Below are 24712 nucleotides of genomic sequence, written 5' to 3' on the forward strand. Positions count from 1 at the left end.
CGAACCGCTCAGTCGAGCAGATCCAGGTGCAGGTGCCCAGCCACCGCCTCGGCGCTGGCCGGCTTGAGCTTCGGCACCCGGCCCAGGCACGGCGCCGGGATCCGCTCGGCCAGCGTCGCCAGGTTCTCCTCCAGCCGCGAAGTCTTCGGATCGATGATGTTCGCCACCCAACCCGCCAGCTGCAGCCCGTCCCGTGCGATCGCTTCGGCGGTCAGCAGCGCGTGGCTGATGCACCCCAGGCGCACGCCGACCACCAGGATCACCGGCAACTGCAAGGCGATCGCCAGATCCGACAGATTGTCCTGGTCCGCCAACGGCACCCGCCAGCCGCCCGCGCCTTCGATCAGGGTGAAATCGGCGTTCAGCGCCAGGATCTCGCGCATCGGCGCCAGCAGCGACTGCACGGTCAACGCGACGCCCGCTTCCCGCGCCGCCAGATGCGGTGCGATGGCCGGCTCGAAAGCGACCGGGTTGACCTGCTGATACGACAGCGGCAACGAACACTCGGCCTGCAACGCCAACGCATCCGAATTGCGCAGGCCCTTGGGCGTCACCACGCAACCGGAGGCCACCGGTTTGCCTGCCGCGGTGCTCAGCCCTGCCGACCGCGCGGCATGCAGCAAGCCGGCGGCCACGGTGGTCTTGCCGACGTCGGTGTCGGTTCCGGTGATGAAATAGGCTGCGCTCATAAGGGTTTCTCCAACACGGCATAGACCACTTGATAAGTCGCCGGCAGTCCCTGTGCCTGCCGAAACCGTTCGTACGCCTCGACCAACCCGAGAATCCGAGCCCGCCCGGTCAGCCCGCCGGGCCGGCCGGGGTTGAGGTTGTGCGCGCCCAAGGCCTTGAGTTCATGGGTCAGGCTGCGCACGTCCGGGTAGTGCAGCACATGGGGCCGGTTTTCCAGGCTGACCGTGCGCAAGCCGCTGGCCGCGCACAATTGCCCGTACCGCTCGAACTCGCGGAACCGGTTGACATGCACCAGGCCATCGACCTGACGCCAACTGTCGCGCAGTTCGTACAGCGTCCCTGTGCAAAGACTAGCAAACGCGAAGATTCCGCCCGGTTTCAGCACCCGCGACGCCTCGGCCAGCACCGCCCCGAAGTCGGCGCACCACTGCACCGCCAGGCTGGAGTACACCAGGTCGCAGGTCGAATCCCGCAGGGGCAGACGCTCGGCATCGCCCGCCACGAAGTAGTCGGCACCGCCCAAAGGACGGGCGTGATTGAGCATGCCTTCGGCGATGTCCAGGGCCAGCCCCTGGCCGGCGTCGAAACGTGCGGCCAGGGCACGGGTGAAATGCCCGGTGCCGCAGCCCAGGTCAAGCCAGCGGGACGGCACGAAGCCCTCAGGCAAGCGCTGCATCAACTGGTTGCCGACATCGCGCTGCAACTCGGCGACGCTGTCGTAGCTGCCCGCCGCCCGGGAAAAGGAAGCCGCCACCTGGCGCTTGTCTGGCAAGCCGCCGGGTGCAGCGCTGGACCATTCAGTCATCACCGCACTCATGTAGAAAAGCCTGGATCGCGCCCGCCACCCCCTCGGGGTTCTCCAGCGGGAATGCATGGCTGGCCTGCTCGACCAGACCGACCTCGACATCCGCGATCAACGCGAACAGTTCGCCTGCCGCCTCGGCCGGCACCAACCCGTCGAGACCGGCGAACAGGTGCAGTTGCGGCCCGTGAAAGGCCTGCAAGGCAGCGCGCGTGTCGAGCCCGGCCAGCACCTGCAGCCCGGCCGTCAGCGCGGCCGGCGATGGCTCCGGCGCACCGCCGAGCAACTGCCGCGACACGCCGCGCGGGTCTTGCGCGCCCTGGGCGCACAACAGCGAGAAACGCTTGAGGGTCGCCTGCGGATCGGCGCGGCACCCGGCCAGAAACGCCTCAAAGGTGTCCTGCGCCATCGCGCTCGGCCATTGCTCGCGCACGACAAAGGACGGGTTGCTCGCCAAGGTCAGCAAGCCGCAGCAATGTTCGCCGCGCCGCGCCGCCAGCTCGCTGGCGAGCATGCCGCCCAGCGACCAGCCGCCGAGCCAGGCGTCCTGGGGAAGGCGTCGGTCGAGTTCATCCAGCCAGTCTTGCGGGTCGCCGGAGTCCAGCGCCGGCAACGGCTCGATCTCGACCTTCAGGTGTTCGTCGAGCCCGCGCAGCTTGGCGGCCAGCGGCTCCAGCGGCGATGCGCCCAGCCCCCAGCCGGGCAACAGGATCAGTCGGTCACGCATGGTTCGGCTCCAAGGCCAGTCGGGCACAGCAATCGGCCAGACCGTCCAACAATTGCTGCACCTGAGCTTCGCTGTGGGCGGCGGTGAGCGTCACCCGCAGCCTCGCGCTGCCGGCCGGCACGGTCGGCGGACGGATCGCCGTGACCATCAACCCGCGTTCGCGCAGCATCTGCGAGAGGCGCACCGCGCGCCCGGCGTCGCCGATCAGGATCGGCTGGATCGGCGTGAAGCTGTCCATCAGTTCCAGGCCGATCTGCTCGGCGCCCTGGCGGAAGCGGCGGATCAGCGTCTGCAGATGCTCGCGCCGCCAATGTTCGCTCCGCAGCAGCTCCAGGCTTTTCAGGGTCGCGCAGGCCAGCGCCGGCGGCTGGCTGGTGGTGTAGATGTACGGGCGGGCGAACTGGATCAGGCTCTCGATCAGCTCTTCGCTGCCGGCGACGAACGCGCCGGCGGTGCCGAACGCCTTGCCCAGGGTGCCGACCAGCACCGGCACGTCGTCCGGGCTCAAGCCGAAATGCTCGACGATCCCGCCGCCGTTGGCGCCCAGCGGGCCGAAGCCGTGGGCGTCGTCGACCATCAGCCACGCGCCTTTGGCCTTCGCTTCACGGGCCAGCGCGGGCAGGTCGGCCAGGTCGCCGTCCATGCTGAACACGCCGTCGGTGACCACCAGCGTGTTGCCGGTGGCCTTCTCCAGACGCTTGGCCAGGCTCTCGGCGTCGTTGTGCAGGTAGCGGCTGAACCGTGCGCCGGACAGCAGCCCGGCATCCAGCAGCGAGGCGTGGTTGAGGCGATCCTCCAGCACCGTGTCACCCTGGCCGAGCAGCGCCGTCACTGCGCCCAAGTTGGCCATGTAACCGGTGGTGAACAGCAATGCCCTCGGCCGGCCGGTGAATTCGGCCAAGGCTTCCTCGAGGGCATGGTGCGGGCCGCTGTGGCCGATCACCAGATGCGAAGCACCGCCGCCCACGCCCCAGCGTTCGGCGCCGGCGCGCCAGGCTTCGATCACCTGCGGATGATTGGCCAGGCCCAGGTAGTCGTTGCTGCAGAACGCCAGCAACGGCTGGCCGTCGACCACCACTTGCGGCCCTTGCGGGCTTTCGAGCAGGGGGCGCTGACGATAGAGGTTTTCGGCACGGCGGGCGGCAAGGCGTGCGGCGAGATCGAAAGACATGCAGGCCTCGGCTTTCAATTGACTCGGATCCCCTGCGGCGGGGCTGCCCGCGATAGCGGCGCGTCCGGCATTGAGGCTGCCTGACGCTCCGCTCTCGCGGGCAAGTCCGCTCCCGCAGGTCTTGTGCATTCCTTCAGGGGAATGCGCGCGAACTTCAGACGGCGGCGTTGTAGAACTGCTCGCTGCTCTTCTGCTCCACCAGGGCCTGCTCGATGGCGGCCTGATGCACCTCATCGGAATGCTCTTCGCGGGCCTCAGGCTGGATGCCCAGGCGAGCGAACAGGCGCATGTCCTTGTCGGCCTGCGGGTTGGCGGTGGTCAGCAGTTTCTCGCCGTAGAAAATCGAGTTGGCGCCGGCGAAGAACGCCAGGGCCTGCATCTGCTCGTTCATCGCCTCACGGCCGGCGGACAGGCGCACATGGGACTTGGGCATCAGGATCCGGGCCACGGCCAGCATGCGGATGAAGTCGAACGGGTCGACGTCTTCGGCGTTCTCCAGCGGCGTGCCGGCGACTTTCACCAGCATGTTGATCGGCACCGATTCCGGGTGCTCCGGCAGGTTGGCGAGCTGGATCAGCAGGTTGGCGCGGTCGTCGAGGGATTCGCCCATGCCGAGGATGCCGCCGGAGCAGATCTTCATGCCCGCATCGCGCACATAGGCCAGGGTCTGCAGGCGCTCGCTGTAGGTGCGGGTGGTGATGATGCTGCCGTAGAACTCGGGCGAGGTGTCGAGGTTGTGGTTGTAGTAGTCCAGACCGGCCTTGGCCAGGGCCTGGGTCTGCTCCTGGTCGAGACGGCCCAGGGTCATGCAGGTTTCCAGGCCCAGGGCCTTCACGCCCTCGACCATCTTCAGCACGTAAGGCATGTCCTTGGCCGACGGGTGCTTCCAGGCCGCGCCCATGCAGAAGCGGGTGGAGCCGATGGCTTTGGCGCGGGCGGCCTCTTCCAGCACCTTCTGCACTTCCATCAGTTTTTCTTTTTCCAGCCCGGTGTTGTAGTGGCCGGACTGCGGGCAGTACTTGCAGTCTTCCGGGCAGGCGCCGGTCTTGATCGACAGCAGGGTGGACACCTGGACGCGGTTCGCGTCGAAATGCGCGCGGTGCACGGTCTGCGCCTGGAACAGCAGGTCGTTGAACGGCTGGACGAACAGCGCTTTGACTTCGGCCAAAGACCAATCGTGACGCAGGGTGGCAGTGGTGCTCGCGCTCATGGGCGTTTCCTTGGTTATGCTTGGCTGGCGCCGCAGGCAATGGAATACCCACAGGCGCGACACGGATGTTCGCCATATTTAAGGAAGAGCGATGCACTGTCAACCACATGTCAATTGGCCGGTTTACATCTGGTTAAAAAACAATCAGACCTGTCTGCTCTGCGATGAGCCGGCAGACGCCGAAACACCCCTGTGCCCGGCCTGCGAAACCGAGTTGCCATGGCTGGGCGATCAGTGCCTGACCTGCGCCCTGCCCTTGCCGGCGCCCGGCCTGACCTGCGGCGACTGCCTGAAGGATCCGCCGGCGTTCGAACAGGTCGCCGTGCCCTGGGCCTACGGCTTTCCGGTGGACAGCCTGATCACGCGCTTCAAACACAATGCCAAATGGCCGCTCGGCCACCTGCTCGCCGACGTTCTCGGCCAGTTCCTGCACTATCGCTTCGATGAGGGCCTGCCGCGCCCGGACGCCCTGTTGCCCGTGCCGCTGGCACGCCAGCGCTTGCGCCGACGAGGGTTCAACCAAGCGCAGATGCTCGCCCGCTGGCTGGGCGAGCGGCTCGGGCTGCCTAGCGAGGACGACATACTGCAGCGAGTCCTCGACACCGACGCCCAGCAGGCCCTCGACGCGAAAGCGCGCAAACGCAACCTGCGCACGGCGTTTGCCCTGGCGCCGGACGCAGCGGTCAAGGGGCGGCACCTGGCGCTGGTCGATGACGTGCTGACCACCGGCGCCACCGCCCAGGCCCTCGCCCGGCTGTTGCGCAATGCCGGGGCCGCGCGGGTGGACGTCTACTGCCTGGCGCGCACGCCGAAGCCCGATCCCCGGTAGGCGCGAGCCTGCCAGGCGCTGCGCCTGGCTTGACTCCGGTGGCGCAAGCCGCCAACTTCACACCCCATCAGCCGAGTTCAAAGCCACCGCCATGTCCCTGCCCACCCTGTTGTCCCAGCACATCGCCCGTCGCCCGCAGCGCATCGCCCTGCTGCAACACATCGCCGAACAGGGCTCGATCACCCGCGCCGCCAAGAGTGCCGGCCTGAGCTACAAAGCCGCCTGGGACGCCATCGACGAACTGAACAACCTGGCGCAGAAGCCGCTGGTGGAACGGGCCGTGGGCGGCAAGGGCGGCGGCGGGGCGAAGCTGTCCGAAGAGGGCGAACGGGTGCTGCGCCTGTACCAGAAGCTCCAGGCCCTGCAGGCCCAGGTGCTGGAAGCCGCCGAGGACGCCAGCGACCTGGACCTGCTCGGCCGGCTGATGCTGCGCACCAGCGCCCGCAACCAGTTGCACGGCAAGGTCGTGGCCATCGAAGGTCAGGGCCGCAACGACCTGATCCGCCTGCAACTGGCCGAGCACCTCTGCATCGCGGCGCAGATCACCCACGACAGCACCGTGCACCTGGAGCTTGAGCCGGGCACTGGCGTGGTGGCGTTGATCAAGGCGGGCTGGCTCGAACTGCTGGGCAAGGATCAGCCTGCAACACCCGGTCACAATCTTCTGGACGGCACCCTCGAAGCGATCCTCGACGCCGAGGACGGCCCCAGCGAAGTGCGCATCGTCCTGCCCAACGGCCAGACCCTCTGCGCCCTGGCCGAACCGCTGGAGCTGCGCACCCGCGGCCTGGGCCCGGGCCGGCCGGTGCGCGTGCAGTTCTCGCCCTCCAATGTGCTGATCGGCACGCCGCTCTGACCGGCACCTGCAACGAAAGCGTCATCGACCCACATTAAGGTGGCTGCCAAAACCAAGCAGGGAGCCTGATGTGAGCCTATTAGAAGAAAACCAATCCACCGACCTCGAGAAAATGGTCGGCCTCAGCCGCCGCGGTTTCATCAGCGCCGGCGCGCTGTGCGGCGCGGCGATGTTCCTCGGCGGCAACCTGCTGAGCCGCAGCGTCCTGGCCGCCGGCGTCAGCGCCGGCAACAGCCGACTGCTGGGCTTCGACAGCATTCCCGCCGCCACCGCCGACAGCATCAGCCTGCCCAAGGGCTACACCTCGTCGGTGCTGATCAGCTGGGGCCAGCCCCTGCACAAGAACGGCCCGGCCTTCGATCCGAGCGGCAACGGCACCGCCGCCGCGCAGGAAGTGCAGTTCGGCGACAACAACGACGGCATGAGCCTGTTCGAATTCCCCGGCGACAAGAATCGCGCGCTGATGGCGATCAACAACGAATACACCAACTACCGCTACCTCTACCCCCACGGTGGCCTGCCGCAGTCGGCCGAGGACGTGCGCAAGGCCCTGGCCTGCGAAGGCGTGTCGGTGATCGAGGTGCAGCGCAGGAACGGCCAGTGGCAGTTCGTCCAGGGCTCGCGCTACAACCGACGCATCCACGGCAACTCGCCGCTGCGCATCAGCGGCCCGGCCGCCGGCCACGAACTGATGAAGACCAGCGCCGACAAGCACGGCAAGAAAGTCCTCGGCACCTTCCAGAACTGCGCCAACGGCAAGACCCCGTGGGGCACCTACCTGACCTGCGAAGAGAACTTCACCGACTGCTTCGGCAGCAGCAACGCCCAGCAACAGTTCGATGCGGCGCAGAAGCGCTACGGCGTGTCCGCCGCCAGCCGCGAGATCAACTGGCACCCGTACGACCCGCGCTTCGACATGGCCAAGAACCCCAACGAACTCAACCGTCACGGCTGGGTGGTGGAGATCGACCCGTTCGACCCGCAGTCGACCCCGGTCAAGCGCACCGCCCTGGGCCGCTTCAAGCATGAGAACGCCGCCCTGGCCGAAACCGACGACGGCCGCGCCGTGGTGTACATGGGCGACGACGAGCGCGGCGAGTTCATCTACAAGTTCGTCAGCCGCGACCGCATCAACCACCGCAACCCGAAAGCCAACCGCGACCTGCTCGACCACGGCACCCTGTACGTGGCGAAGTTCGACGCCGGCGACGGCAACCCCGACCATCCGAAAGGCCAGGGCCAGTGGATCGAACTGACCCACGGCAAGAACGGCATCGACGCCAGCAGCGGCTTCGCCGACCAGGCCGAAGTCCTGATCCACGCGCGGATGGCCGCCACCGTGGTCGGCGCCACGCGCATGGACCGTCCGGAGTGGATCGTGGTCAGCCCCAAGGACGGCCAGGTCTACTGCACCCTGACCAACAACGCCAAGCGCGGCGAGGACGGCCAGCCGGTGGGCGGACCGAACCCGCGGGCGAAGAACGTCTACGGGCAGATCCTGCGCTGGCGCACCGACCGCGACGACCACGCGTCCAAGACCTTCGCCTGGGACCTGTTCGTGGTCGCCGGCAACCCGGGCGTGCACGCCGGCACGCCGAAGGCCGGCTCCTCCAACATCACCCCGCAGAACATGTTCAACAGCCCCGACGGGCTGGGCTTCGACAAGGCCGGGCGCCTGTGGATCCTCACCGACGGCGATTCGAGCAACGCCGGCGACTTCGCCGGGATGGGCAACAACCAGATGCTCTGCGCAGACCCTGCCACCGGTGAGATCCGCCGGTTCATGGTCGGGCCGATCGGCTGCGAAGTGACCGGGATCAGCTTCTCGCCGGATCAGAGAACCCTGTTCGTGGGGATCCAGCATCCGGGCGAGAACGGCGGCTCGACCTTCCCCGAGCACCTGCCCAACGGCAAGCCGCGCTCGTCGGTGATGGCGATCACCCGTGAGGACGGCGGGATCGTCGGCGCCTGACCGGCCCTCATCGCCGGCAGGCTGGCTCCCACAGGAAACGGGGGCGCCAGCCTGCCCGCGATGGCGTCAGCACAGACACCCACCGCCCACCTGCGTTACCATGCCGGGCCGGACGCGGCCGCCTGCCGCGCGCAGGAGTCAGCATGGCCCACCCGTTTGAAACCCTCACCCCAGACCTCGTGCTCGACGCCGTCGAGAGCATCGGTTTCCTCAGCGACGCGCGCATCCTGGCGCTCAACAGCTACGAAAACCGCGTGTACCAGGTCGGCATCGAAGGCAGTGAGCCGCTGATCGCCAAGTTCTACCGCCCGCAGCGCTGGAGCGATGCGGCAATCCTGGAAGAGCACCGCTTCACCCTGGAACTGACCGAACGCGAGATCCCGGTGGTGGCGCCGTTGATCCACAACGACGACACCCTGCACGAACACCAGGGTTTCCGCTTCACCCTGTTCCCCCGTCGCGGCGGCCGGGCGCCGGAGCCGGGCAACCTCGATCAGTTGTACCGCCTCGGCCAACTGCTCGGGCGCCTGCATGCCGTGGGCGCGACCCAACCGTTCGAACACCGCGAAGCCCTGGCCGTGAACAACTTCGGCCATGATTCGCTGAACACGCTGCTGCAAGGCAATTTCATCCCCAAGAGCCTGCTGCCGGCGTACGAATCCGTCGCCCGCGACCTGCTCAAGCGCGTCGAATACCTTTACGCCGCCACCCCGCACCGCAACATCCGCCTGCACGGCGACTGCCACCCCGGCAACCTGTTGTGCCGCGACGACGTGTTCCACATCGTCGACCTCGACGACTGCCGCATGGGGCCGGCGGTGCAGGATCTCTGGATGATGCTGGCCGGCGACCGCCAGGAACGCCTCGGACAACTGGCCGAGCTGATGGACGGCTACAACGAGTTCCACGACTTCGACCCGCGCGAACTGGCGCTGATCGAGCCGCTGCGGGCCCTGCGCCTGATGCACTACAGCGCCTGGCTGGCCCGGCGCTGGGACGACCCGGCGTTCCCCCGCAGCTTCCCGTGGTTCGGCAGCGAGCGCTACTGGGGCGATCAGGTGCTGGCGCTGCGCGAGCAAACGGCGGCGCTGGATGAAGAGCCGCTGAAACTGTTCTGATCCCGCCCCCTCGACCTGGAAGGTTCCCCTGTGGGAGCAGGCTCGCTCCCACCGTTTTTTGTGCGCGAATTCCTGAGCGATCGACTGCGACATTCCAGGGCGAAACTCCTTACAATCCCCCCTTTGTTAGCTGCCTAAGCAAGGACTCTGCATGCAAGCCGCCAACCCGCGCCGCGGGTACATCCTGGGACTGAGCGCCTACATCATCTGGGGCCTGTTCCCGCTCTACTTCAAAGCCATCGCCGCCGTGCCGGCCGTCGAGATCATCATCCACCGGGTGCTCTGGTCGGCCCTGTTCGGCGCGCTGTTGCTGCTGGTGTGGAAACACCCGGGCTGGTGGCGCGAACTGCGGGAAAACCCCAAGCGCCTGGCCATCCTCGCGCTGAGCGGCACCCTGATCGCGGCCAACTGGCTGACTTACGTGTGGTCGGTGAACAACGGCCGCATGCTGGAGGCCAGCCTGGGCTACTACATCAACCCGCTGGTGAACGTGCTGCTGGGCATGCTGATCCTCGGCGAACGCCTGCGGCGCATGCAGTGGCTGGCGGTGGCGCTGGCGGCCATCGGCGTGGCGCAGCAGGTGTGGCAGGTCGGCAGCCTGCCGTGGGTGTCCCTGGCGCTGGCGTTGTCCTTCGGCTTCTACGGACTGATCCGCAAGCAGGCGCCGGTCAAGGCGTTGCCGGGGCTGGTGGTGGAGACCTGGATGCTGGTGCCGATCGCGCTCGCCTGGCTGCTGCTCAACCCGACCGCGGCCAGCGCCCAGGCCGAATTCTGGAGCACGTCCCAAGCCTGGTGGCTGGTGGCGGCCGGGCCCGTGACGCTGGTGCCGCTGGTGTGCTTCAACGCCGCCGCGCGGCACCTGCCCTACACCACCCTGGGCTTTCTTCAGTACCTGGCGCCGACCCTGGTGCTGCTGCAGGCGGTGCTGCTGTTCGGCGAGCACCTGTCGTCGAGCACCCTCGTGGCGTTCATGTTCATCTGGGCGGGTCTGGCGGTGTACAGCGTCGATGCCTGGCTGAGCCTGCGCCGGCGCGCCTGATCAAAAAACGAACACCCCTGCGCAGGCCACGGTTCTCGTGGCCTGCACCGTTCCTTCCCAAGCTTATCCACAGCGTGATCCCCGCCGATTGTGCGCAAGTCGCTGATTGGCGGTGATTTTTTGATCAATCTTCGCCAAGCCACGGCCGGCGTGGCCTGGCGCGCGGTCTCTACAGGTTATCCACAGCCAGGTTCAGCTTTTCACGGGATAACCTGTCCGGCGCTCAAGGGTCTGTGCGCAGCACCAGTTCCACCATCAGGTCGTCGGCCAGGGTCTCCAGCCGCGACTGCAGCACATCCAGCGACAGGGTCAGCGGCACGGCCAGGATCGCCTCGGCGTGGAACAGCGGCTCGCTGCTCATCGGAGCAGGACGCACTTCGGTCACCAGCCGCTCCAGGTTCACCCCCTGCTCGCTCAGCAACCGGGTGATGTCCCGCACGATGCCGGGGCGGTCGTTGCCCACCAGTTCCATGGCGATCGGTTTCCAGGTGCAGGCCTGCTCGATGCCGCTCTCGGCGATCTGCACGCGGATGCCCAGGGCCGACAGCGCCTGTAGGGAATCGACTAAAGCTTCGTAAGCCTCCGCCGGCACGCCCACCCGCAGGATCCCGGCGAACTGCCCGGCCATCCGCGACATGCGGCTCTCCAGCCAGTTGCCGCCGTGCTCGGCGATGCATTGGGCGATGCGCTCGACCTGGCCCGGCTTGTCCGGGGCGAAGACGGTGAGTACGAGGTGATCCATGGCGCAGCCCTCTGTCGTGACTTTTGTGATGGAAAGGCAAGTATAGGCAAGCGGGCAGACTGTGCGGCGGGGCCGTCGACACCGACAGAACGGTGGGAGCCAGCCTGCTGGCGATGGCGCCCGCCAGGGCGCCCCAGCTTCTGCGGGAGCGGGCCTGCCCGCGAACCCAGGCGCCGCCGATCCCGGCCACAGAACAAATCGTGTACAACTTTTTATATTTAGCTGGAACAATCCAGCACTTTTTTGAGAACATCCCGTTCCGCGCCGTGACCGCAATGCGTCATGGGGTCGCAGAACGACGTAATTAGTCTGATTTTCACAACCGCAGGTCATCATGTAGTATGCCGCAGCGCGCACTACATAATGTTGGACCGATGTCTGCCCAAGGCACGTCCGCAACCCCGAAAGCCCCGTCAGCAAGGCCCCAAGCCGTTGATTGGATGCCAACCCAGCCGCCGGCGACGGCATGTACTGGTAGAGGGGTTTGTGGTTTAAATGGCCAGTGGCTTCATCGTCAATTCGAAGAGCTGAAAAGCGAAATAGCTGAGCAGAGTGAGGCAAGCAATGACTGAACACGTTCAAGTCGGTGGCCTTCAGGTCGCCAAAGTCCTGTTCGACTTCGTGAACAACGAAGCCATTCCCGGTTCCGGCCTCACCGCCGAGCAGTTCTGGGAAGGCGCCGACAAGGTCATCCACGACCTGGCGCCGAAGAACAAAGCCCTACTCGCCAAACGCGATGATTTCCAGGCCCGTATCGACGGCTGGCACCAATCCCGTGCCGGTCAGCCTCACGACGCCGCGGCCTACAAAGCCTTCCTGCAAGAGATCGGCTACCTGCTGCCCGAAGCCGCCGATTTCCAGGCAACGACGCAAAACGTCGACGACGAGATCGCCCGCACCGCAGGCCCGCAACTGGTCGTGCCGGTGATGAATGCCCGCTTCGCCCTCAACGCCTCGAACGCCCGCTGGGGTTCGCTGTATGACGCCCTGTACGGCACCGACGCCATCAGCGAAGCCGGCGGCGCGGAAAAGGGCAAAGGCTACAACAAGGTGCGCGGCGACAAGGTCATCGCCTTCGCCCGCGCCTTCCTCGACGAAGCCGCGCCGCTGGCGTCCGGCTCCCACGTCGATTCCACCGGCTACAGGATCGTTGACGGCAAACTGGCCGTCTCGCTCAAGAACGGCAGCGAGACCGGCCTGCGCAACCCGGCGCAGCTGATCGGCTTCCAGGGCGACACCAACGCCCCGCTCGCCATCTTGCTGAAGAACAACGGCCTGCACTTCGAGATCCAGGTCGACGCCGCCACCCCGGTCGGCCAGACCGACGCCGCCGGCGTCAAAGACATCCTGATGGAAGCGGCGCTGACCACCATCATGGACTGCGAAGACTCCGTGGCCGCCGTCGACGCCGACGACAAAGTGGTGATCTACCGCAACTGGCTCGGCCTGATGAAGGGCGACCTGGCCGAAGAAGTGGCCAAGGGCGGCCAGACCTTCACCCGCACCATGAACCCCGACCGCACCTACACGAAGGCCGACGGCAGCGAACTGACCCTGCACGGCCGCTCGCTGCTGTTCGTGCGCAACGTCGGCCACCTGATGACCATCGACGCGATACTCGACCGGCACGGCAACGAAGTGCCGGAAGGCATCCTCGACGGTCTGGTGACTTGCCTGGCGGCGATGCACAACCTCAACGGCAACACCTCGCGCAAGAACACCCGCACCGGCTCGATCTACATCGTCAAGCCGAAGATGCACGGCCCGGAAGAAGCGGCGTTCACCAACGAGCTGTTCGGCCGCATCGAAGACGTGCTGGGCCTTGCGCGCAATACCCTGAAGGTCGGGATCATGGACGAGGAGCGCCGCACCACGGTCAACCTCAAGGCGTGCATCCAGGCGGCCAGCGAGCGCGTGGTGTTCATCAACACCGGTTTCCTCGACCGCACCGGCGATGAGATCCACACCTCCATGGAAGCCGGCCCCGTCGTGCGCAAGGCCGACATGAAGGCCGAGAAGTGGATCGGCGCCTACGAGAACTGGAACGTCGACATCGGCCTGCGCGCCGGCCTGCAAGGCCGTGCGCAGATCGGCAAAGGCATGTGGGCGATGCCCGACCTGATGGCGGCGATGCTCGAACAGAAGATCGCCCACCCGCTGGCCGGCGCCAACACCGCCTGGGTGCCGTCGCCGACCGCCGCCGCGCTGCACGCGCTGCACTACCACAAGGTCGACGTGTTCGCCCGCCAGGCCGAACTGGCCAAGCGCGAACGTGCGTCGGTGGACGACATCCTGACCATCCCGCTGGCGGTCAACCCGACCTGGACGCCGGAGCAGATCAAGCACGAACTGGACAACAACGCCCAGGGCATCCTCGGTTACGTGGTGCGCTGGATCGACCAGGGCGTGGGCTGCTCGAAGGTGCCGGACATCAATGACGTCGGCCTGATGGAAGACCGTGCGACGCTGCGCATCTCCAGCCAGCACATCGCCAACTGGCTGCGCCACGGCGTCGTCACCGAGGCCCAGGTGATGGAAAGCCTCAAGCGCATGGCGCCGGTGGTGGACCGTCAGAACGCCAACGACCCGCTGTACCGCCCGCTGGCGCCGGACTTCGACCGCAACATCGCCTTCCAGGCGGCGGTCGAACTGGTGATCGAAGGCACCCGACAGCCTAACGGCTACACCGAGCCGGTGCTGCACCGCCGCCGCCGCGAGTTCAAGAAGGCCAACGGCCTGTAACCCGCGCTGACGCCGGAGACGAAAAAGCCCTGATCTTGCGGTCAGGGCTTTTTTTGGGGTGCGCCTTGGCTGACGCCATCGCCAGCAGGCAGGCTCCCACACGGAATCTTGGGTGAATGGGGTACCTGCGAACGCTGCAAGACCAGGTGGGAGCCAGCCTGCTGGCGATGGCGTCAACGAGACCACCGCAGACCAAGACGCCTGCTCGCGCAACGGACAGGGAACCGGGTTCAAAAGTGGGGGGGAGCAGATACCGGCCTCACAAACCTTCACAGCAAGGTCAGGGCGCCATCCCCAATTCACGCCTCGCCAACTGCAGCAGCTTGGCGGTGTCGATGGGCTTGAGCAGAAAGTCCACCACGCTCAGGTGCATGGCGGCGATGGCGTCCTTCACCGAGGCGTCGCCGGACACGATGATGATCGGCAGGGCCGCGCGCTCCGACTCGCGCACCCGACGAATCAGCTCAAGCCCCCCCACGTGCTCCATGCGCAGGTCGGTGATCACCAACCCGATCCGCCGTTTGTTGTCCGTGTCGGGCATCAGCATCCTGAGCGCCTCTTCGCCGCTGGAGGCGGTCACGCAATCGATGCCGTCCAAGGCGAGGATCTCCGCCAGCAACTCCCGGGCGTCCTTGTCGTCGTCGACGATCAATGCCCGTTGAGGCGGCAGCGCGGGCTCGAGCATGACGTCCCGCAGCGCCTCCTGTTCGGCGTCGCTCAAAATATCGTGATCGGACATGGCGTTCTCTACGTAGGCAAGTCGTTCCCCTGGCACAGTGGTCAGACATCGCTGGACAGAGCTTCAATGTGCACTTCGTCGGATTGTTTTCCAAGGGGCCGGAAAAAGAAAATCCGACTGATAACGTAGGGCATTTCCGAAATGCCCCGAACGGCATTGCCCACCTAGACTTACGTCCAATGGGCACCCCGGCCGCAGGGGCCGACCATGGCGACAACGCTCCAACAACAATTCAAAGAAACTGCGGTCATGGTCATGAGTAAAGCGGACGCCTTCACCCAGGCAGGGAAAACCGCCGTATTGCAGAACATCCAGGGCACCCTGCAATTCCTTCAGCGCTTCCCGCCCTTCAATCAGATGGAACATGCCCACCTGGCCTACCTGGTGGAGCAGTGCCAACTGCGCTTCTACGGCCAGGGCGAGAGCATCGTCAAGCCCGCTGACGGGCCGGTCGAACACTTCTACATCGTCAAGCAGGGCCAGGTGGTCGGCGAACGGCCCCATACCGCCAAGGGCGGCACCGAAACCACGTTCGAAATCACCGCCGGCGAGTGCTTTCCCCTCGCCGCCCTGCTCGGCGAACGGGCGACACGCACCGAACACCTGGCCGGCGAAGACACCTTCTGCCTGCAACTGAACAAACCGGCGTTCATCAAACTGTTCGCGCTCTCCGGGCCGTTCCGCGATTTCGCCCTGCGCGGCGTCAGCAGCCTGCTGGACCAGGTCAACCAGCAGGTCCAGCAAAAGGCCGTGGAGACCCTCGGCACCCAATACTCGCTGAACACCCGCCTCGGCGAACTGGCGATGCGGCATCCGGTGACCTGCGCCCCGGCCACGCCGTTGCGCGACGCGGTGAAGCTGATGCACGAGCAGCAGGTCGGCAGCATCGTCGCCGTGGACGGGCACAAGGCGCCGCTGGGGATCTTCACCCTGCGCGACCTGCGCCACGTGGTGGCCGAAGGCGTCGGCGACCTGAGCGAACCCATCGAACGCCACATGACCCCGTCGCCCTTCTGCCTGTCGCCGGACCACAGCGCGTTCGACGCGGCCATCGCCATGACCGAGCGGCACATCGCCCATGTCTGCCTGGTCAAGGAGCAGCGCCTGTGCGGCGTGGTGTCCGAGCGCGACCTGTTTTCCCTGCAGCGGGTCGACCTGGTGCACCTGGCGCGCACGATCCGCAGCGCCCAGCGCGTCGAGCAACTGGTGGCCCTGCGCGGCGAGATCGGCCAACTGGTGGAGCGGATGCTGGCCCACGGCGCGTCGTCCACCCAGATCACCCATATCATCACGCTGCTCAACGACCACACCGTGTGCCGGGTGATCGAACTGACCCTGGCCGACAAGGGCGATCCCGGCGTGCCCTTCAGTTGGCTGTGCTTCGGCAGCGAGGGCCGACGCGAACAGACCCTGCACACCGACCAGGACAACGGCATCCTGTTCGAGGCCCGCGACGCGGCGCACGCCGCCGAGATCCGCGGCAAGCTGCTGCCGATCGCCCAGCAGATCAACCACAGCCTCGCGCAGTGCGGTTTCGCGTTGTGCAAGGGCAACATCATGGCCGGCAACCCGCAGCTGTGCCTGTCCCGCGCCGAATGGGCCCGGCGCTTCGCCGCGTTCATCCGCGAGGCGACACCCGAGAACCTACTGGGATCGAGCATCTATTTCGACCTGCGGGTGGTCTGGGGCGACGGGCAAGGCTGCGAGCAACTGCGCCGCGGCATTCTCGAGCAGGTCGGCGACAACCGCCTGTTCCAGCGCATGATGGCCGAGAACGCCCTGCGCAACCGTCCGCCCGTGGGGCGCCTGCGCGAGTTCGTGCTGACGCGCAAGGGCGGCGAAAAGGCCACGCTGGATCTGAAGGTCCAGGGCCTGACCCCGTTCGTCGACGGCGCGCGTCTGTTGGCGCTTGCCCACGGCATCGACGCCAACAACACCCTGGAACGCTTCCGCAGCCTGGTGGAAAAGGACGTCATCGACCGCCTGGACGGCGCAGCCTACGAGGAGGCCTACCACTTCATCCAGCAGACCCGCCTCCAGCAGCATCAGATCCAGACCCGGGAAAACCTGCCGTACTCCAACCGGGTCGATCCCGACAGCCTCAACCACTTGGACCGGCGCATCCTGCGCGAGTCCCTGCGCCAGGCCCAACGCCTGCAAAGCAGCCTGACGTTGCGGTATCAGCTATGAACCTGTTCTCGTGGCTGCGACCGGCCGGGCCCGACCTGCCGGATCCGTTGCGGCAACGGCTGGCGAAGCTGCCGCCGCCCCGCGAGCTGGATGAATGCAGCCTGCGCGAACAGCGCTGGGTGGTGCTGGACCTGGAAACCACCGGGCTGAACCTGAACAAGGACCGCGTGCTGTCGATCGGCGCGGTGGTGATCGAGGACGGCGCGGTGGACTTCGGCCAACAGTTCGAACGCACCCTGCAATGCCGCGAAATGAAGCTGGGGCCCAGCGTGCTGATCCACGGCCTGGGGCCGAGCGCGATCGCCGCCGGCAGCGATCCGGCCGAGGCGCTGCTCGATCTTCTGGAGTTCATCGGCGACAGCCCGGTGCTGGCCTTCCATGCGCCGTTCGACCGGCACATGCTGGGCCGGGCCGTGAAGGAACACCTGGGCCACAAGTTGCAGTCGGTGTTTCTCGACGTGGCGGACCTCGCGCCGCTGCTGTGTCCGCAGGCGCATTTGCGTGAAGCCGGGCTGGACGACTGGATCGGCTGGTTCCGGCTGGAGGTGTTCGAGCGCCATCACGCCAGCGCCGATGCCCTGGCCACCGCCGAACTGGCGCTGATCCTGTTCAGCCGTGCCCGGCAACAGCAGATCCACAGCCCGCTGAACCTGCAGCAGCGCCTGGGCCAGTGGAGGCGCCGGCAACAGGCGCCGTCGTTCTGATCCCCGCTCCGCGACGCAGGGCGGGGAGACGCAGGGCAGGCCTGTTCACAGGCTCATTGTACGGCGACGCCGTCCCGGCTTTTTTGCTTGGCGAGACGGCGCCGTTGGCGTGCGTGCAATCCGACGAAGTAAACCAGCGCCCCGGCCAGATAGAGGGGCCACAACGTAATGAGCACGACTTGCAGCCACACATCCAGCATGTCCCCGCCTTCGCGGAAGAACGTTTTGAGCACCAGGGCCATCACGGGATTGCGCTCGATGGGCCGCTCGTTGTCGTCGATCCAGTTCCAGCCGACTCGCCCTGCCTCGCCCAGCAGTAATGCGCCAATCCATGCCGCCATGAAAATCAGGCTGGGCAATGCGAGGTAAATCAGTTTCATCAGGGTGTTTCTCCGGGTCGGCGTCCGATCGTCTGCAAGCGAACGAACGAAAGGCAAATGACATCATATCGCCATAAACTCCGCCTATCCTACCTTGTTGCCCACCCGTTCGGCACCGCCCGGATCAAGTTTCATCATCCGTCTCACTTACGCCGTCGACGGGATTGATCGCCCGGCGATCCCATCCACAGGCAACGGCGCCTCGGGATTACCCGACCGGTGGCCAATTGCTAACGATTCCCACCTCTGACACAATCGCGAACAATTCTCGTTGGTTAACACTTCCCAGTCGGTGATGCATCGTGTCGTCAGCCCAAAGCCCCCACAGTGAGCTCGTCGGTGCGTTGTATCGCGACCACCGCAGTTGGCTGCTGGCCTGGTTGCGGCGCAATGTGGCGTGTCCGCAGCGGGCGGAGGATCTGAGCCAGGACACCTTCGTGCGCCTGCTCGGCCGCGACAAGCTGCCGGTGCCCCGCGAGCCCCGGGCCTTCCTGGTGGCCATCGCCAAGGGCCTGCTGTTCGACTATTTCCGCCGCGCCGCGCTGGAACAGGCCTACCTGACCGAACTGATGCTGATCCCCGAAGGCGAACAGCCGTCGGTGGAAGAACAGCAACTGATCCTCGAAGACCTCAAGGCCATCGACCGGATGCTCGGCCAACTGTCGACCAAGGCCCGCGCCGCCTTCCTCTATAACCGCCTCGACGGCCTCGGCCATGCCGAGATCGCCGAGAAGCTCGGCGTGTCGGTGCCCCGTGTGCGCCAGTACCTGGCCCAGGGCATCCGCCAGTGCTACATCGCCCTGTACGGTGAACCGACATGAGCCCCGCCGGTTCCCGGCCGGTGCCGGCCCATGTGCTGGACGCGGCCATCGCCTGGCAACTGACCCTGGATTCCAGCAGTCCGCTGGAGCGCGAAGAGTTCGCCAAATGGCACGCCGCCAGCGAAGAGCACGCCCGCGCCTGGCGCCAATTGGGCATGCTCGACCAGCGTTTCAGCGTAGCCAAGGGGCCGGCGCGCACGGCCCTGCTGCAATCGCGCGAAGGCATACGCCGCCGGGTGCGCAAGCTGGGCAGCGGCCTGGCCGGGATGGTGGCGGTGGTCGGCCTGGCCCTGTTCGCCAGCGAGCGCTACCTGCCGCTGGACTACTGGCTGGCCGACCAGCGCACCGCCACCGGCGAACAGCGCACCGTGCGCCTGACGGACGGCACCTTGCTCAACCTCAACACCCACAGCGCGGTGGATGTGCGCTTCGATCAGCGGCAACGGCTGATCGTGCTGCAGGAAGGCGAAGTCCTCATCGAGACCGGCCACGGCGATGCCCGGCCGTTCATCGTCGAGACCCGCGAAGGCAGCATGCGGGCGCTGGGCACGCGGTTCCTGGTCAAGCGCGAAGAACACGGCACGCGCCTGAGCGTGCTGCAGTCGGCGGTGGCCGCCCATCCGCAGAGCGATCTGCAGGAGCGCATCCTGCGCGAAGGCCAGCAGGTGCTGATCCGCCGCGACGGCCTGGATCCGGTGGCGACGCTCGACCCCGGCGCCGATGCCTGGACCCGCGGCATGCTGGTGGTGGACAATGCCCGGCTGGAAGACCTGGTGCGCGAGATCGGCCGCTACCGCCGCGGCCATCTGGGCACCGCGCCGGAGGTCGCCGACCTGCGCATCACCGGCAGCTTCCCGCTGCACGACACCGACAAGGCCCTGAGCGCCCTGCTGCCGACCCTGCCGGTGCAGATCGAACACCACACGCCGTGGTGGGTCACCGTCGCCAAGGCCGATGCCAAGCCCTGAAGAATCGCGTTGTCCGCACGTTCGCCATCGCGCCCCCACATGGAATCCCGAGAACACCCGCAAACCTGGGGGAGCGGGCTTGCTCGCGACAGGGCCATCCGCCGCACCGAAGAGGGCTGATCCCGCCGCCCGAAAAAATTTCACCCAGCCCTATCACTTTTCGAATCTCGTCCGGCACACAGGCAATTGAGAAATATTTCCATTCAGGAGCCGCCGTATGTCCCGTTCGCTAGACACCTTGTTGCGCCCCAGTTTGCTGGCGGTCGCCATCGCCCTCTGCACCCCGCTGGCCAGCAGCCAACTGATCGCCGCTGAACAGGCGTCGAACGTACGCGCGTACAACCTGCCGGCGGCGCCGCTGTCCACCACCCTGAACCAGATCGCCAGCCAGGGCGGCCTCGCGCTGTCGCTGGATCCCGCGCTGGCGGCCGGCAAGACCTCGGCGCCGGTCAACGGCCAGTACGATGCGGCCGGCGCCCTGCGCGCGGCCCTGCGCGGCACCGGCCTGCAACTGGAGCAGAGCGGCACCGGCACCTACACCCTGGTGGCCGTGCCGGACGGCGTGATGGCCCTGCCGGAGACCTCGGTGATCGGCGTCGAGAACACGGAAAGCGCCTGGGGCCCGGCCGAAGGCTACACCGCCACCCGCACCGCCGCCGGCACCAAGACCGACACCGCGCTGGTCGAAGCCCCGCGCTCGATCTCCGTCGCCACCCGCCAGCAGATGGACGACCGCAGCGTGCACAGCCTCGATGACGCCGTGCGCTACATGCCCGGCATCACCGCCAGCAGCTACGGCAGCGACACCCGCGCCGACTGGCTGCGCGTGCGCGGCTTCGAACCGACCCAGTTCCTCGACGGCCTGCCGCTGCCCAAAGGCGTCTACGCCAACCCGAAACAGGAAACCTGGAACCTGGACCGCCTCGCCCTGCTGCGCGGCCCGGCCTCGTCCGTCTACGGCCAGACCCCGCCGGGCGGCCTGCTGGACATGGTCAGCCGGCGTCCCAGCGACATCGCCAGCAGCGAGATCCAACTGCAGTACGGCAGCGACAACCACCGCCAGATCAACTTCGCCAGCACCGGCAAGATCGACGACGCCGGTCAGTTCCTCTACGGCATCAGCGGCGTGGTGCGCGACAGCGGCACCCAGATCGACCACGTCGACAACAAGCGCTACAACATCGCGCCGAGCCTGACCTGGAACATCGACGACGACACCAAGTTCACCCTGCTGACCCAGTTCACCCGCGACGACACCGGCATCACCAGCCAGTTCCTGCCGGTGCAGGGCACCAAGATCGACATGCCGTTCGGCAAGGTCTCGCACCACAAGAACCTGGGCGATCCGGACTGGGAATATTACGACCGCACCTACTACGCGCTGGGCTATGCCTTCGAGCACCGCCTCAACGACGTGTGGCAGTTCAAGCAGAACCTGCGCTACACCAAGTCGGACCTGTCGTTCCAGGGCATCACCGTCGGCTCCTACCCGTTCACCCAGGTGGACAACGAAGGCAACGTCGGCCGCTCGACCACCATCGTCGACGAAGACATCAGCCAGTTCGCCGTGGACAACAACTTCCAGGCCGACTTCGCCACCGGCGACATCCGCCACACCCTGCTGCTGGGCCTGGATCACCAGCGCAGCAACACCAACTACACCTCGATCTTCGGCAGCGCGCCGTCGATCAACGTGAACAACCCGATCCACGGGTTGCCGATCACCCGTCCGGCGCGCTCCACCGCGTTCTACGACTACGACCAGAAGACCCACCAGACCGGCCTGTACATGCAGGACCAGATGGCCCTCGACCAATGGCGCCTGACCCTCGGCGGCCGCGAGGACTGGGTGCACACCGGCACCAAGTTCTTCAACAAGGGCAACGCCACCAGCACCGACCGCGACAAGGCCTTCAGCGGCAACGCGGCGCTAAGCTACGTGTTCGACAACGGCTTCGTGCCGTACATCTCCTACGCCGAGTCCTTCCAGCCCACCAGCGGCGCCGATTCCAGCTCCACCGAATCGCTCAAGCCGACCGAAGGCAAGCAGTGGGAAATGGGCATCAAGTACCAGCCGCCCGGCAGCAAGACCCTGCTGACGGCCGCCGTGTATGACCTGACCCAGAAAAACGTGTCGGTCACCACCACCGTCAACAACATCCCGCTCACCAGCCAGACCGGTGAAGTGAAGGTCAAGGGCCTGGAGCTGGAAGCGGTCTCCGACGTCACCGACAACCTGAAGGTGATCGCCGCCTACACCCTGGCCAAGTCCGAAGTGCAGAAAGGTGACGACAAGGGCAACCGCCTGCAACTGATGCCGAACCAGCAGGCGTCCCTGTGGGCCGACTACACCTGGCACACCGGCGTGCTCGACGGCTTCGGCATCGGCGCCGGCGCCCGCTACACCGGCAACACCTACGGCGACAAGGCCAACACCTGGCTGGGCAAGGCCGACGCCTACACCGTGTTCGACGCCGCCGTGCACTACGACCTCGGCCGCCTGGACAACAGCCTCAAGGGCGCGTCGGTGGCCATCAACGCCACCAACCTGCTGGACAAGGACTACATCTCCACCTGCGACAGCTTCTACTGCTACTACGGCGACCAGCGCAGCGTCGTCGCCAGCGCCACCTACAAGTGGTAAGCGACTGAGCTGAACCGGCCCCGCAGCCAGGCCGTCCCCCCGGGGACGGCTTTGGCGTTTCTGAAGGTCATGAAATGAAAAGCAAAACAATTCGTCGCTGGTCGTTCGTGCACACCTGGACCAGCCTGATCTGCACCGTGTTCCTGCTGCTGTTGGCCCTGACCGGCCTGCCGCTGGTGTTCCACCACGAGATCGAACACCTGCTCGGCGACGCGCCGGAGTTTCGCGAAATGCCCGCCGACACCCCGCGCCTGAACCTGGCGCAACTGGTGGAGGCCGCCGAACGCCATCGCCCCGACGAAGTCGTGCAGTACTTCGGTTTCGAAGAGGACGAACCCAACGGCGTGCTGGCGATCATGGCGAAGACCGCCGGCACCGAACCCAACTCGTCGCACTCCTTCATGCTCGATGCCCGCACCGGCGAAGCCGTGGAGACGCCGGCGGCCAACGGCGGCCTGATGCTGTTCATCCTGCGCCTGCACGTGGACATGTTCGCCGGCCTGCCGGGCAAGCTGCTGCTGGCGTTCATGGGGGTGTTGTTCGTGGTGGCGATCGTCTCCGGCACGGTGCTGTACCTGCCGTTCATGCGCCGGCTGGAGTTCGCCACCGTGCGCCGGGACAAGTCCGCCCGCCTGCGCTGGCTCGACCTGCACAACCTGATCGGCGTCGTCACCCTGACCTGGGCGCTGGTGGTGGGGGTCACCGGCGTCATCAGCGCCTGCGCCGACCTGCTCATCTCCGCCTGGCGCAACGACGCGCTCGCCGCCCTGGTCGAGCCCTACCGCGACGCGCCGCCGCTGACCCTGCGGGCACCGGCCACCCGCCTGCTCGACATCGCCGCCGAAGTCGCGCCGGACATGCAGCCGGACTTCATCGCCTTCCCCGGCACGCGGTTCTCCAGCGAGCACCATTACGCGGTGTTCATGAAGGGCGGCACCCACCTGACCTCGCACCTGCTGACGCCGGTGCTGATCGACGCCAGCACCCTTGAGGTCACGGCCGTGGCTGAGCGGCCGTGGTACATGGACGCCATGGGCATGTCGCAGCCGCTGCACTTCGGCGACTACGGCGGCATGCCGATGAAAATCCTCTGGGCCACCCTCGATGTGCTGACCATCATCGTGCTCGGCAGCGGCGTGTACCTGTGGGTGGTGCGGCGCAAGGCGGCCAAGGCCCTGCCGCAAGCGACGGAGGCGTCAGCATGAAGCCGCGCCGGTCGAATTTCTGGAAAGTCTTCAGCACGCCGCTGGTGATCGCGCTGCTCAGCGCCGCCGGGCTGTTCGCGGCGCTGCTGGGGGACGGGATCTGGGACGCCTTGAGCTGGATCGGCCTGGGCGTGCCGGCGTGGCTGGGGATGAGGGGATTGCTCGCGCGCCGGTGAGTGTGCAGGCCTGCCGGGCCTCATCGCGGGCAAGCCCGCTCCCACAATGTTTTGCGGTGCCCCCTCACTTTGCATTCAACCGAGAACTCTGTGGGAGCTGGCTTGCCAGCGATGGCGGCAGTCCAGGCGCCGCAGGACAGAAGCAAGACAGCTGCTCCCACAGGATCTATGTCGTGCACAAGACCTGCGCGGTCGGACTTGCCCGCGAAAGGGCCTGACCAGACACCATCAAGCCCTCGCCAGCCGCGCCGGAACTCACTAGGCTAGACCTCTGCATTTTCGCCGATTGCCGAGGTTTGCCCATGTCCGCCCCCAGCATGACCCTGTTCCACAACACCCTGTCCCCATTCGTGCGCAAGATCATGGTGCTGCTGCACGAGACCGGCCAGCAGAACCGCATGGCCCTGCACGATTGCGTCCTCAGCCCCGTCAGCCCGGACGCGGCGCTGAACCACGACAACCCCCTGGGCAAGATCCCGGCCCTGCGCCTGGCCGACGGCAACGTCATCCATGACAGCCGGGTGATCCTCGACTACCTCGACCATCAGCACGTCGGCAACCCGCTGATCCCCCGCGACGGCTCGGCCCGCTGGCGGCGCCTGACCCTGGCCTCGATGGCCGACGGGATCATGGACGCCGCCGTCACGGTGCGCTACGAACAGGCCCTGCGCGCCCCGGAAAAGCACTGGGAAGAATGGCTCGACGCCCAGCGCGACAAGATCCGCCGCACCCTCGCCCTGCTGGAGCGCGACGCCATCGCCGAACTCACCAGCCACTTCGACGTCGCCGCGATCAGCCTGGCCTGCGCCCTGGGCTACCTCGACCTGCGCTTCCCGGACATGGACTGGCGCACGGCCAATCCACAACTGGCCAACTGGTACTTCGAGGTGAGCCAGCGGCCTTCGATGATCGCGACGATGCCCAAGGCCTAGGCCGGCCGTTCGGGCCTCACCGCGAGCGGCCTTTCTCCCACACGTGTCTGCGGCT

The 24712-nt window shown here is 66.5% G+C and carries 22 protein-coding genes; 14 read left to right on the forward strand and 8 right to left on the reverse strand.

Annotation, left to right across the window (positions count from 1 at the left end; translation table 11 throughout):
* Positions 1 to 8: 8 nt before the first annotated feature.
* The 5 genes from bioD to bioB all read right to left on the reverse strand — a co-directional run bounded on the left by bioD (position 9) and on the right by bioB (position 4600).
* Entirely contained in the window at positions 9 to 689 is a 681-nt protein-coding gene (bioD, locus tag CAG33_RS03060; protein ID WP_085586334.1) for a dethiobiotin synthase, read from the reverse strand.
* Positions 686 to 1495 (reverse strand): malonyl-ACP O-methyltransferase BioC, encoded by an 810-nt coding sequence (bioC, locus tag CAG33_RS03065; RefSeq protein ID WP_085636873.1) that lies wholly within the window; start codon positions 1493 to 1495, stop codon positions 686 to 688. Before bioC ends, bioD begins: the two co-directional genes overlap by 4 nt.
* Entirely contained in the window at positions 1488 to 2219 is a 732-nt protein-coding gene (locus CAG33_RS03070; protein ID WP_085586338.1) for an alpha/beta fold hydrolase, read from the reverse strand. Before CAG33_RS03070 ends, bioC begins: the two co-directional genes overlap by 8 nt.
* Positions 2212 to 3390 carry an 8-amino-7-oxononanoate synthase gene (gene bioF / locus CAG33_RS03075; protein ID WP_085586340.1) on the reverse strand — a complete coding sequence of 393 codons (1179 nt, stop codon included), beginning with the start codon at positions 3388 to 3390 and terminating at the stop codon, positions 2212 to 2214. The genes CAG33_RS03070 and bioF overlap by 8 nt, the downstream gene beginning before the upstream one ends.
* Positions 3391 to 3544: 154 nt before the next feature.
* Positions 3545 to 4600, reverse strand: a complete 1056-nt coding sequence (gene bioB / locus CAG33_RS03080; RefSeq protein WP_085586342.1) for a biotin synthase BioB — start codon at positions 4598 to 4600, stop codon at positions 3545 to 3547.
* A gap of 91 nt (positions 4601 to 4691) precedes the next feature.
* Between bioB and CAG33_RS03085 the strand changes: the two genes are divergently transcribed.
* The 5 genes from CAG33_RS03085 (at position 4692) to rarD (ending at position 10414) form a co-directional block, all read left to right on the forward strand.
* Entirely contained in the window at positions 4692 to 5429 is a 738-nt protein-coding gene (locus CAG33_RS03085; RefSeq protein ID WP_085586344.1) for a ComF family protein, read from the forward strand.
* Between the two features lie 91 nt (positions 5430 to 5520).
* On the forward strand, positions 5521 to 6285 hold the full coding sequence (locus tag CAG33_RS03090; protein ID WP_085586346.1) for a TOBE domain-containing protein: 765 nt from the start codon (positions 5521 to 5523) through the stop codon (positions 6283 to 6285).
* A 70-nt stretch (positions 6286 to 6355) separates the two neighbouring features.
* A complete protein-coding gene (locus CAG33_RS03095) occupies positions 6356 to 8257 on the forward strand; it encodes a PhoX family phosphatase (RefSeq protein ID WP_085636876.1) in 1902 nt (633 codons plus the stop codon).
* A gap of 143 nt (positions 8258 to 8400) precedes the next feature.
* Positions 8401 to 9375 carry a serine/threonine protein kinase gene (locus CAG33_RS03100; protein ID WP_085636880.1) on the forward strand — a complete coding sequence of 325 codons (975 nt, stop codon included), beginning with the start codon at positions 8401 to 8403 and terminating at the stop codon, positions 9373 to 9375.
* Positions 9376 to 9526: 151 nt separating this feature from the next.
* Complete coding sequence (gene rarD, locus CAG33_RS03105; protein ID WP_085586804.1) at positions 9527 to 10414, forward strand: EamA family transporter RarD; 888 nt, start codon at positions 9527 to 9529, stop codon at positions 10412 to 10414.
* Between the two features lie 223 nt (positions 10415 to 10637).
* Here the strand turns inward: rarD and CAG33_RS03110 are convergent, their stop codons facing one another.
* Positions 10638 to 11156, reverse strand: coding sequence for a glycine cleavage system protein R (locus CAG33_RS03110; RefSeq protein WP_085586803.1), 519 nt, complete (start codon positions 11154 to 11156; stop codon positions 10638 to 10640).
* 564 nt (positions 11157 to 11720) lie between these two features.
* Here CAG33_RS03110 and CAG33_RS03115 point away from each other — a divergent pair.
* Positions 11721 to 13898 carry a malate synthase G gene (locus CAG33_RS03115; RefSeq protein ID WP_085586802.1) on the forward strand — a complete coding sequence of 726 codons (2178 nt, stop codon included), beginning with the start codon at positions 11721 to 11723 and terminating at the stop codon, positions 13896 to 13898.
* A 280-nt stretch (positions 13899 to 14178) separates the two neighbouring features.
* Here the strand turns inward: CAG33_RS03115 and CAG33_RS03120 are convergent, their stop codons facing one another.
* On the reverse strand, positions 14179 to 14637 hold the full coding sequence (locus CAG33_RS03120; protein WP_085586801.1) for a response regulator: 459 nt from the start codon (positions 14635 to 14637) through the stop codon (positions 14179 to 14181).
* Between the two features lie 255 nt (positions 14638 to 14892).
* On the opposite strand from CAG33_RS03120, the gene CAG33_RS03125 reads away from it, so the two are divergent.
* Positions 14893 to 16827, forward strand: coding sequence for a putative nucleotidyltransferase substrate binding domain-containing protein (locus CAG33_RS03125; RefSeq protein WP_305879797.1), 1935 nt, complete (start codon positions 14893 to 14895; stop codon positions 16825 to 16827).
* Positions 16824 to 17531, forward strand: coding sequence for a PolC-type DNA polymerase III (locus tag CAG33_RS03130; RefSeq protein ID WP_085586799.1), 708 nt, complete (start codon positions 16824 to 16826; stop codon positions 17529 to 17531). The genes CAG33_RS03125 and CAG33_RS03130 overlap by 4 nt, the downstream gene beginning before the upstream one ends.
* Before the next feature lie 53 nt (positions 17532 to 17584).
* On the opposite strand, the gene CAG33_RS03135 is transcribed toward CAG33_RS03130, so the two are convergent.
* Positions 17585 to 17911 carry a hypothetical protein gene (locus CAG33_RS03135; RefSeq protein ID WP_085586798.1) on the reverse strand — a complete coding sequence of 109 codons (327 nt, stop codon included), beginning with the start codon at positions 17909 to 17911 and terminating at the stop codon, positions 17585 to 17587.
* 302 nt (positions 17912 to 18213) lie between these two features.
* On the opposite strand from CAG33_RS03135, the gene CAG33_RS03140 reads away from it, so the two are divergent.
* The 6 genes from CAG33_RS03140 to CAG33_RS03165 all read left to right on the forward strand — a co-directional run bounded on the left by CAG33_RS03140 (position 18214) and on the right by CAG33_RS03165 (position 24657).
* Positions 18214 to 18732: an RNA polymerase sigma factor gene (locus CAG33_RS03140; RefSeq protein WP_085629963.1), complete on the forward strand. Its 519-nt coding sequence runs from the start codon at positions 18214 to 18216 to the stop codon at positions 18730 to 18732.
* Positions 18729 to 19700 (forward strand): FecR domain-containing protein, encoded by a 972-nt coding sequence (locus CAG33_RS03145; protein WP_085629965.1) that lies wholly within the window; start codon positions 18729 to 18731, stop codon positions 19698 to 19700. The genes CAG33_RS03140 and CAG33_RS03145 overlap by 4 nt, the downstream gene beginning before the upstream one ends.
* A 217-nt stretch (positions 19701 to 19917) precedes the next feature.
* On the forward strand, positions 19918 to 22344 hold the full coding sequence (locus CAG33_RS03150; protein ID WP_085636886.1) for a TonB-dependent siderophore receptor: 2427 nt from the start codon (positions 19918 to 19920) through the stop codon (positions 22342 to 22344).
* Positions 22345 to 22418: 74 nt separating this feature from the next.
* A complete protein-coding gene (locus CAG33_RS03155; RefSeq protein ID WP_085586794.1) occupies positions 22419 to 23549 on the forward strand; it encodes a PepSY domain-containing protein in 1131 nt (376 codons plus the stop codon).
* Positions 23546 to 23725, forward strand: coding sequence for a hypothetical protein (locus CAG33_RS03160; protein WP_085586793.1), 180 nt, complete (start codon positions 23546 to 23548; stop codon positions 23723 to 23725). Before CAG33_RS03155 ends, CAG33_RS03160 begins: the two co-directional genes overlap by 4 nt.
* A 302-nt stretch (positions 23726 to 24027) precedes the next feature.
* Positions 24028 to 24657 carry a glutathione S-transferase family protein gene (locus tag CAG33_RS03165; protein ID WP_085636889.1) on the forward strand — a complete coding sequence of 210 codons (630 nt, stop codon included), beginning with the start codon at positions 24028 to 24030 and terminating at the stop codon, positions 24655 to 24657.
* Positions 24658 to 24712 lie beyond the last annotated feature (55 nt).

It is taken from the genome of Pseudomonas sp. B3(2017) (assembly GCF_002113595.1).
Lineage (GTDB): Bacteria > Pseudomonadota > Gammaproteobacteria > Pseudomonadales > Pseudomonadaceae > Aquipseudomonas > Aquipseudomonas ekonensis.

Bases quoted from the DNA above. Each gene is read 5' to 3' on its own strand.
- bioD (WP_085586334.1), bottom strand. From the start codon at position 689: ATGAGCGCAGCCTATTTCATCACCGGAACCGACACCGACGTCGGCAAG.
- bioC (WP_085636873.1), bottom strand. From the start codon at position 1,495: ATGACTGAATGGTCCAGCGCTGCACCCGGCGGCTTGCCAGACAAGCGC.
- CAG33_RS03070 (WP_085586338.1), bottom strand. From the start codon at position 2,219: ATGCGTGACCGACTGATCCTGTTGCCCGGCTGGGGGCTGGGCGCATCG.
- bioF (WP_085586340.1), bottom strand. From the start codon at position 3,390: ATGTCTTTCGATCTCGCCGCACGCCTTGCCGCCCGCCGTGCCGAAAAC.
- bioB (WP_085586342.1), bottom strand. From the start codon at position 4,600: ATGAGCGCGAGCACCACTGCCACCCTGCGTCACGATTGGTCTTTGGCC.
- CAG33_RS03085 (WP_085586344.1), top strand. From the start codon at position 4,692: ATGCACTGTCAACCACATGTCAATTGGCCGGTTTACATCTGGTTAAAA.
- CAG33_RS03090 (WP_085586346.1), top strand. From the start codon at position 5,521: ATGTCCCTGCCCACCCTGTTGTCCCAGCACATCGCCCGTCGCCCGCAG.
- CAG33_RS03100 (WP_085636880.1), top strand. From the start codon at position 8,401: ATGGCCCACCCGTTTGAAACCCTCACCCCAGACCTCGTGCTCGACGCC.
- rarD (WP_085586804.1), top strand. From the start codon at position 9,527: ATGCAAGCCGCCAACCCGCGCCGCGGGTACATCCTGGGACTGAGCGCC.
- CAG33_RS03110 (WP_085586803.1), bottom strand. From the start codon at position 11,156: ATGGATCACCTCGTACTCACCGTCTTCGCCCCGGACAAGCCGGGCCAG.
- CAG33_RS03115 (WP_085586802.1), top strand. From the start codon at position 11,721: ATGACTGAACACGTTCAAGTCGGTGGCCTTCAGGTCGCCAAAGTCCTG.
- CAG33_RS03120 (WP_085586801.1), bottom strand. From the start codon at position 14,637: ATGTCCGATCACGATATTTTGAGCGACGCCGAACAGGAGGCGCTGCGG.
- CAG33_RS03125 (WP_305879797.1), top strand. From the start codon at position 14,893: ATGAGTAAAGCGGACGCCTTCACCCAGGCAGGGAAAACCGCCGTATTG.
- CAG33_RS03130 (WP_085586799.1), top strand. From the start codon at position 16,824: ATGAACCTGTTCTCGTGGCTGCGACCGGCCGGGCCCGACCTGCCGGAT.
- CAG33_RS03135 (WP_085586798.1), bottom strand. From the start codon at position 17,911: ATGAAACTGATTTACCTCGCATTGCCCAGCCTGATTTTCATGGCGGCA.
- CAG33_RS03145 (WP_085629965.1), top strand. From the start codon at position 18,729: ATGAGCCCCGCCGGTTCCCGGCCGGTGCCGGCCCATGTGCTGGACGCG.
- CAG33_RS03150 (WP_085636886.1), top strand. From the start codon at position 19,918: ATGTCCCGTTCGCTAGACACCTTGTTGCGCCCCAGTTTGCTGGCGGTC.
- CAG33_RS03155 (WP_085586794.1), top strand. From the start codon at position 22,419: ATGAAAAGCAAAACAATTCGTCGCTGGTCGTTCGTGCACACCTGGACC.
- CAG33_RS03160 (WP_085586793.1), top strand. From the start codon at position 23,546: ATGAAGCCGCGCCGGTCGAATTTCTGGAAAGTCTTCAGCACGCCGCTG.
- CAG33_RS03165 (WP_085636889.1), top strand. From the start codon at position 24,028: ATGTCCGCCCCCAGCATGACCCTGTTCCACAACACCCTGTCCCCATTC.